5 protein-coding genes and 2 tRNA genes are annotated in these 7,638 nt (G+C 45.6%); 1 reads left to right on the top strand and 6 read right to left on the bottom strand.

The genetic code is table 11. From position 1 onward, the window contains the following. Window positions 1–17 precede the first annotated feature (17 nt). From miaA to tsaE, 4 genes are read right to left on the bottom strand one after another with little or no spacing between them, the layout of a single operon-like run. On the bottom strand, window positions 18–950 hold the full coding sequence (miaA, locus tag VHA02S_RS19440) for a tRNA (adenosine(37)-N6)-dimethylallyltransferase MiaA (RefSeq protein WP_005451402.1): 933 nt from the start codon (window positions 948–950) through the stop codon (window positions 18–20). Then, complete coding sequence (gene mutL / locus VHA02S_RS19445; protein WP_038897864.1) at window positions 947–3,010, bottom strand: DNA mismatch repair endonuclease MutL; 2,064 nt, start codon at window positions 3,008–3,010, stop codon at window positions 947–949. The genes miaA and mutL overlap by 4 nt, the downstream gene beginning before the upstream one ends. Window positions 3,011–3,028: 18 nt before the next feature. After that, window positions 3,029–4,759 carry a LysM peptidoglycan-binding domain-containing protein gene (locus VHA02S_RS19450; protein WP_005451397.1) on the bottom strand — a complete coding sequence of 577 codons (1,731 nt, stop codon included), beginning with the start codon at window positions 4,757–4,759 and terminating at the stop codon, window positions 3,029–3,031. Beyond that, window positions 4,753–5,217: a tRNA (adenosine(37)-N6)-threonylcarbamoyltransferase complex ATPase subunit type 1 TsaE gene (gene tsaE, locus VHA02S_RS19455; protein ID WP_038897863.1), complete on the bottom strand. Its 465-nt coding sequence runs from the start codon at window positions 5,215–5,217 to the stop codon at window positions 4,753–4,755. The genes VHA02S_RS19450 and tsaE overlap by 7 nt, the downstream gene beginning before the upstream one ends. Before the next feature lie 297 nt (window positions 5,218–5,514). Between tsaE and queG the strand changes: the two genes are divergently transcribed. Next, window positions 5,515–6,642 carry a tRNA epoxyqueuosine(34) reductase QueG gene (gene queG, locus VHA02S_RS19460; RefSeq protein WP_038897862.1) on the top strand — a complete coding sequence of 376 codons (1,128 nt, stop codon included), beginning with the start codon at window positions 5,515–5,517 and terminating at the stop codon, window positions 6,640–6,642. Window positions 6,643–7,170: 528 nt separating this feature from the next. On the opposite strand, the gene VHA02S_RS19465 is transcribed toward queG, so the two are convergent. Continuing rightward, a tRNA-Met gene (locus VHA02S_RS19465) sits at window positions 7,171–7,247 on the bottom strand. A 280-nt stretch (window positions 7,248–7,527) separates the two neighbouring features. Further along, window positions 7,528–7,603, bottom strand: a tRNA-Gly gene (locus tag VHA02S_RS19470). Between the last annotated feature and the right edge of the window lie 35 nt (window positions 7,604–7,638).

The following is a 7,638-nucleotide window of genomic DNA, read 5'->3' on the forward strand; positions in this document are numbered from 1 at the left end:
CATTATACACAGCTATCTCAATCAGATGCTATTGCTTCTGACATGGTTTCAAGTGCCTGTTCAATGTTATCGCTATCCAACCAAGTTAAATCATTCCAGCTGCGTAACCAGGTGATTTGACGCTTGGCCAATTGACGAGTTGCACAAATGCCACGAAAAACGGCTTCGTCGCGTGTGCAGTCCCCATCTAAGTACTCCCACATCTGTCTGTAGCCAACGCAACGGATAGAAGGAAGATCAGGGTGAAGATCCTTGCGCGCATACAACGCTTTCATTTCCTCTTCAAAACCCGCTTCCATCATCTTATCGAAACGCAGTTCAATTCGACGGTGAAGTTCTGCCCTGTCCTTGGGAGCTATTGCAAACTGTTTGACTCGGTAAGGCAAGCTGTCGCCTTTAGTTTGAGTCAACTCAGTAAGAGTTTTACCTGAAATACGGAAGACTTCCAACGCTCTCGATAAACGTTGAGGATCGTTTGGATGAATTCTCGCAGCTGATACAGGATCAATCTCTTTCAGCTCATCGTGCAACACCGACCAACCTTTAGTCAATGCCTCTTGCTCAATTTGCTGACGAATTTCAGGATTTGCAGCAGGAAGAGGTGATAAGCCTTCAAGTAACGCTTTGTAATACAGCATTGTACCGCCAACCAAGAGCGGAATTTTTCCTTCTGCAACAATGTCATCCATTGCTTGTAGTGCATCACGACGGAAGTCCGCCGCAGAGTACGATTCGCTCGGGTCAAGAATATCGATGAGACGATGCGGCGCTAGACTCAGCTCGCGCTCATCAGGTTTCGCCGTACCAATGTTCATGTCTTTGTAGATCAACGCCGAATCCACGCTGATGATCTCAACCGGATATTTCTGGCGAAGACGAATCGCTAGCTCTGTTTTACCTGATGCAGTTGGCCCCATTAAAAATAGCGCCAAAGGTAGTTTGTCTGTCATGGTCTTAATTTGGCAATCGTGGCAGAGAAATCAACAGCAGACACAAATTTCGTGTCTTCTAATGGCAATTGACCATGTCTTAGCTGTTCAAGTTCCGCAATAATTTGGATGGCTTCGGAAAGAGTATAGTGGCTCTTAACTGTGGTGACCTGCAAAGCAAGCCAATCTATCAGCTCAGATAATAACTGAGCCGTTGCCACTTCCCTCGTCACGCGAGTTTGCGCGTAAGATAACAGATCTGGTATCAAATTTTGTAAGTTTTGTTGACGCAATGGTGAAGGTACGCCCATGACCATCAAGGCTTTATCATTTCGAGCTTTTAGCTGAATGCCTAACTGAGCAAAATCTTGTTGGTAATCCTGCGCAAGTTGAACCAACTCCGGTTCCAATTTCACCGATAATGGTACCAGTAGTGGTTGCGCTTTTAATGCACCATCACTTGGTGTGAGTTGCCCTTTGGTTCGATAGAACTCAGCTCTTGGTAACGCAACCAAAGCCACACCACTGTCGCTGCTCATTAATACGTACTGCTCATCGACCACAGCTAAAGCTTTGCTCAGCGCCATCACTGGGGTTAAAGCTGTCTCTGCTTGATTAGTGATCGCAGCCGCACTGGTTTCGCTTCGAGGTTCAAAATCAGGTGTCTGTAGCAATTCATGATACGCACGCACCTCTTGTTTGCTTGGTGCTGGCTCAGCATGACGCTGTTCTTTGTGTGCACTCGGTTTAGGCGCAGGTTTTGATTCAATCCAATCTGTTCTCTTGAACGAGTCCGCTACGCGCGCTTCTCGCACAGAGGAATCGCTTGGCATACGATCGCGAGGTTTCGTTTCGTAGTCTGAGCGCCCCGGATAGGCTGGGGTATTATCAATCGCTTGATACACGCGTTCTGGCACTGGGGAAGCGATATGCTCTGGAGCACCAGTTAGTTCTGGAGTGCTAGTTGCCTCAGGTGAACTTTCTGGTTCAGGGAGAGACGTCATTGCCTCAAGTGACTCTGCTGCCTCAACAGGATCTGCGTGGTGGAATGCAGATTCATTCACATGTGGTTTATCAATCACTGAACTTTGCGCAAGGGCATCTGCCAACGCTTGATAGATGAAATCATGCACCAGACGTGCTTGATGGAAACGCACTTCATGCTTTGCAGGGTGCACGTTAACATCCACTTGGTGCGGATCGAGCTCAATAAACAATACATATGCCGCGAATTGATCAGGTTTGAGGCTGGTTTCGTAACTTTGACGAATCGCGTGATTGATCAATTTGTCACGCATCATGCGGCCATTCACGTAGCAATACTGTAGATCACTTTGCTGCCTAGCCCCTTCTGGCGTTGTAATCCAACCATGAAGCTTGAGCCCTTGATGTTCCAGTTCGATGCGCAGCATATTACGCACAAAAGCATTACCACATACCGCTGCAATGCGTTTTTCTGTTTGAAGCTGATTTTTTGCCGCGCGGTATTGGCGAATCATTTTGCCGTTGTGGCGAACATTGATAGTGACATCAAAGCGACTTAACGCAATACGCTTTAGCAGCTCATCGATGTGAGCAAATTCGGTTTTTTCCGTGCGGAGGAATTTACGGCGCGCAGGCGTATTAAAGAACAGGTCTAAGACTTCAACTGAGGTACCAATTGGATGCGCCGTCGGTTGGAGTTTGACCTTCATGTCACGCCCTTCAGAATAGGCACTCCACGCTTGTTCCTGTGCGGCTGGACGAGAAGTCATGGTCAAGCGCGACACCGAGCTAATACTCGCTAACGCCTCACCGCGGAACCCCAAACTCATGATGGCTTCGAGATCGTCCAATGTATGGATCTTAGACGTAGCATGGCGACTTAGCGCCAAACCTAACTCATCTTTCACAATCCCTTTGCCGTTATCGCGCACACGAATTAGCTTAGCGCCACCTTTCTCGATATCAATATCGATACGGGTTGCACCAGAGTCGAGACTGTTTTCTACCAGTTCTTTCACGGCAGAGGCAGGTCTTTCAACTACCTCCCCTGCCGCGATTTGGTTTGCCAATCGTGCTGGCAAAATCTTAATGGTCATGATGAGTTATCAGTTCACTTACTTGTTTGGAATAATCAGTACCTGCCCGACGGCAAGCTCATCAGAGCGCAAGTTGTTCGCTTTGCGAATGCTAGAGACACTGACACCATATTTCGACGCAATCTTGCCTAGGTATTCTCCACGAGCAACCTTGTGTTTGCGAATTGGTTTGTCTTTCACCGCAACGGTGATCTTCAACTTCTGACCGACCCAAAGCGTATCTGATTTTAAATTATTTTCACGGCGGATATCAGCAATCCTCACTTTGTAGTGACTTGCGATCTTACCGAGGAACTCGCCAGATTTAACAGTGTGCGTAATTGTCTCAGTTTCTACCGTGTTAGGTTTATTCGGGATGGATACTGAAACGGCACCTGTACCCGGGATTTTCAGCTTCTGACCGACGGCTAAACCGCTTGATTTGAGTTTGTTCGCACTCATGATCGCTTTGGTCGACGAGCCATATTTCTGTGCAATCACAGAAAGCGATTCACCACGCTTCACGGTATGCACAACAGGTTTCGCAGAAGACGAGAACACCGTGCCTTCTGGTGGATTATCTTTCAAGTACTGTACGACAGCTTTAGTAATCGCACGCGCTAGCTTATCTTGGTGAGAGCGTTGGAATAGTAACTTCTCTTCCGTTGGGTTCGAGATAAAGCCCGTTTCAACCAAAACAGAAGGAATCTGCGGAGAACGCAAAACTGCCAAGCTGGTATTGATTGGTTTCGAGTTATGCAGGCGAGCAACTTTGCCCATCTCACCTAAAATGTTTGTCGCTAACTTATAACCTTCTTTTTGCGAATGACTGAACTGAAGATCTAACAAAGTTTGGTTGACGTTACGGTCATTTGAATTGCTCACAAATGCCGTTCCAGAGCCACCAAGTAGCTCAGATTGTTTCTCGTGATTCTCTACCCAACGTGCAATTTCGGTATTGGCACGACGAGTATTTAACACGAACACCGAACCACCACGAGGTTTAGGAGAGGTAAACGCATCGGCGTGAATCGAAATTAATAAGTGTGCGTCATGTTCACGAGCAATCGCAACACGGCGATTCAAGTTGACGAAGTAGTCACCAGTACGAGTCATGCGAGTTTTGATGCCAGGTACTGCATTTAGCTGGGCTGAAAGCTTACGAGAGATGCTCAATACCGCGTCTTTTTCATACTTTCGACGTGATGGACCAATTGAACCAGGATCTTCACCACCGTGGCCTGGGTCGATCACGATCAGAATCTCTTGTGCACGTTGGACCGTACTCATGTCTTTGCTTGGTTTTGCCGGTTTGCTCGGCTTAGAAGTATTACTCGCCGCCGCTGATGTTTTCGCCCCATGTGGCAAATCAATCACCAAACGATGACCATACTGACCACCTGGCGTTGGTTTTAGCGTAAACAGTTCAGCTTTGACGCTCTTCTTCAACTCAAAAACCAAACGGTATGTGCTTTTGTTTGGCGGAGAGCTTTTACGAACACGCTTCAACACAGGACTGTCCGTTACCGTAACAGGCAACTTAGCTTGCATAGACGTGTTTTTAATATCCACGACCAAGCGATCCGGTCCAGATAAAGAGAAATAGGAATAGTCAGCTTCCGCGCTTAAATCGATGACAACACGAGTCTCATCTGGTGAAGGCCAAACTCGGAAACTTTTAACGACGTTAGCAAATGCTAAATTGGGGATGATAAGGAGAAAAGTGGCGACAAATGCCGCCACTACTCTAAATTTTGAAAGACTCAACATAGCTCCAATCGACTGAGTAACTGCACACCATATTCATTATTTGCCGTAAGTTCGGCTACGCGCTGCTCGCCTTGGTAGCGAATATCCACATCAAGATCCGGTTGTGGCAGCATTCCTTGCCCTTTTTCTGGCCATTCAACCAAACAAATCGCATCATCCGTGAAGTAATCGCGAATCCCCATGAATTCTAACTCTTCAGGATCTGCCAGTCGGTATAGATCAAAGTGGTAAACTTGCCACTTATCCAGCTGATAAGGTTCAACCAAAGTATAGGTCGGGCTTTTTACGTTTCCTTGATGGCCAAGAGCACGGACAAAACCACGACTAAAGGTTGTTTTACCCGCACCCAGATCGCCATGCAGATAAATAGTGGTTTGTTGGGAACAAAGTTGAGCCAACGCGGTACCTAGTGCTACCGTTTCATGCTCACCTTTCAGGTTAAATTGTTTCGTGCTCATTGATGTTTCTCTAACTAATGATCGTTGACTATATAAAAATCAAAAGAACAGGAATAGTAAACTGTGTTGGTTTTGAGAGACAAGCTTTCAAATGTCATATGTGCGAAAAAAGTAGCCAATAAGGCAAAACCTAATTACCTGATTCTATTGAATGCATAAACAAAATTGCTCATGCCTGCGTCAACTTTTGATGACTTTGTTTCAAAATCTATTTCCCGGCTTTATGTCTAGACTTTCTGGTAGCACCAATTCATAAGATCCGGTAAGATCCGCCCCCCTTTATCTCGGTGATAAAACATGAACTTCGAACAACTCGCTCAACAAATCAAAATTTGGGGTAAAGAGATCGGCTTTCAGAAAGTCGGTATCTGCGATGTTGATCTTAGTGAACATGAAGCGGCTCTGCAAAAATGGCTTGATCAAGGCTACCACGGTTCAATGGACTGGATGGCTCGTCACGGCATGATGCGCGCCAGACCAAATGAACTTTTGCCGGGAACCGTGCGAGTGATTAGCGTACGTATGGATTACTTGCCACCAGAAGCAAAGTTTGCTTCCAATCTGGCAAACAAAAACCACGCTTATATCAGCCGTTACGCGCTCGGGCGTGACTATCACAAATTGGTGAGAAAACAGCTTAATAAACTTGGCAAACTTATTGAGCAAGAAGTCGGACAATTTGGCTATCGCCCTTTTGTCGACTCAGCCCCGATCCTTGAACGTCCATTGGCGCAAAAAGCCGGATTAGGCTGGACTGGCAAACACTCTCTGATTTTGGATAAAGATTGCGGCTCTTGGTTTTTCCTTGGTGAGCTGCTTATCGACTTACCTTTGCCTGTTGATGAACCAAGCGTTGATCAATGTGACAAATGTAAAGCTTGCATCACATCTTGTCCGACACAAGCGATTGTCGATGAAAAAGTCGTGGATGCGAGACGCTGTATCTCATATCTCACGATTGAGTTTGATGGTGTGATCCCAGAAGAGTTCCGCAAACCGATGGGAAACCGTATCTATGGATGCGACGATTGCCAATTAGTTTGCCCTTGGAATCGATATGCAGAAATCACTGAGCAAGAGGATTTTCATCGCCGCGAGAGTTTTGAAGACCCAGATCTCGTTACCATGTTCAATTGGGATGAGGCAACCTTCCTAAAACAAATGGAAGGGTCAGCAATTCGTAGAATTGGACACCTGCAATGGCTACGTAATATTTCTGTCGCACTTGGCAATGCAGAATACAGCCAAAGAACAATTGATGCCCTAGAAGCAAGACGCGGTGAAAGTGAACTGCTCGATGAACACATTGAATGGGCTCTTGCACAACAATTCAACCAACTTCCAGCAAATAAATCGGATTCTATTGAGACCAAGAAAAAGCGTTTAATCAGAATCGTAGAAAAAGGACTTCCAAGAGACGCATAATGCGTAGCTCATATGCAAGAGATTGAAAACTCTTTTTGCACGATCAATTCATGACCTTGTTCTCAATTCTGTAATGTGGAAAAAAATTATAGAGTCGAAGGAATTCGGGGAAGATAAAAAAGTTAAACACAACCTGAAGAAATGACTAGGATCAAAAAAACACAAATTAATGATCCTAATTTAACGCATCCGATCCGCAATAAAAGCAAGTTTTACTATACAAAACAAGCATTTACGCAGTTACAGAAAACTTTTATTGTGCCCTAACAAAGAAAAGATCTTTCTTTACAGTCCTTCAAATTGAAGCTGAGAACACTTTATCAACCAACTTATCCACAGAATGACATATGTGGATAACTCTGTTAATTAAAGAGCAGAAAGGGGCCCGAACACCAGATTATTCGCTGTTCAGACAAGTCGTCTCATGTTTAAAACACAAACGAAATCGTCCGACATCGAGTGATGCGGATTAAATATTGTTTTTCAGGGGTTCATGCTTCGCAGCATTATGAAAAGAGCGATGTGAATTGGTTGCGGGAGCCGGATTTGAACCGACGACCTTCGGGTTATGAGCCCGACGAGCTACCAAGCTGCTCCATCCCGCGTCCGTGTATCACTGCTTTTGCAGTAATAAGAATTGGAGCGACACACGAGGTTGCCCTATCTATAACAGAAAGGCGTGACCTCAACCTTGACAAGTTTTTGCTCTATAAACGAGCGAGTGTCGCAATTCATTGTTAAGCACAATGAAAGCTATAAAGCTGGAGCGACACACGAGGTTCCCTATTCATAATAGAAAGGCGTGACCTCAACCTTGGCAAGTTTTTACTCTATAAACGAGCGAGTGTCGCAATTCACTGTTAAGCACAATGAAAGCTATAAAGCTGGAGCGACACACGAGGTTCGAACTCGTGACCTCAACCTTGGCAAGGTTGCGCTCTACCAACTGAGCTAGTGTCGCAATGTCACTGTTAAGCACAATGAGGGCTATCAAAT

The organism is Vibrio harveyi NBRC 15634 = ATCC 14126 = KCTC 12724 (assembly GCF_001591145.1).
Classification (GTDB): Bacteria; Pseudomonadota; Gammaproteobacteria; order Enterobacterales; family Vibrionaceae; genus Vibrio; species Vibrio harveyi.